The following is a 213-nucleotide window of genomic DNA, read 5'->3' as shown; positions in this document are numbered from 1 at the left end:
AATTTCATTCATATTAGAACCAACCTTTTGTTCTAATACATTTAGCATTTCATTTAATACATTTTTTAATTCTATTAATTGAGGATTAGCAGGAATTGCACTAATTCTTGCTGTTAGATTACCACTTTCTATTTCTCTAGCAGTTTCTACTGATTGTTCTACTGCTTTAGCATCTTGTTCTAATGCATTTTTAGTTTTAGTGATGTTTTCATT

1 pseudogene is annotated in these 213 nt (G+C 27.7%); it reads right to left on the bottom strand.

What is annotated here, in order from left to right:
- Positions 1 to 213: pseudogene (locus CAMP5082_RS08420) on the bottom strand (methyl-accepting chemotaxis protein); the annotation flags it as partial.

This window comes from Campylobacter sp. LMG 17559, from assembly GCF_024723605.1.
In the GTDB taxonomy this organism is placed as follows: domain Bacteria; phylum Campylobacterota; class Campylobacteria; order Campylobacterales; family Campylobacteraceae; genus Campylobacter_D.
The sequence above is the reverse complement of the archived record's forward strand: the minus strand, read 5'-3'. Positions and strand labels throughout refer to the sequence as shown.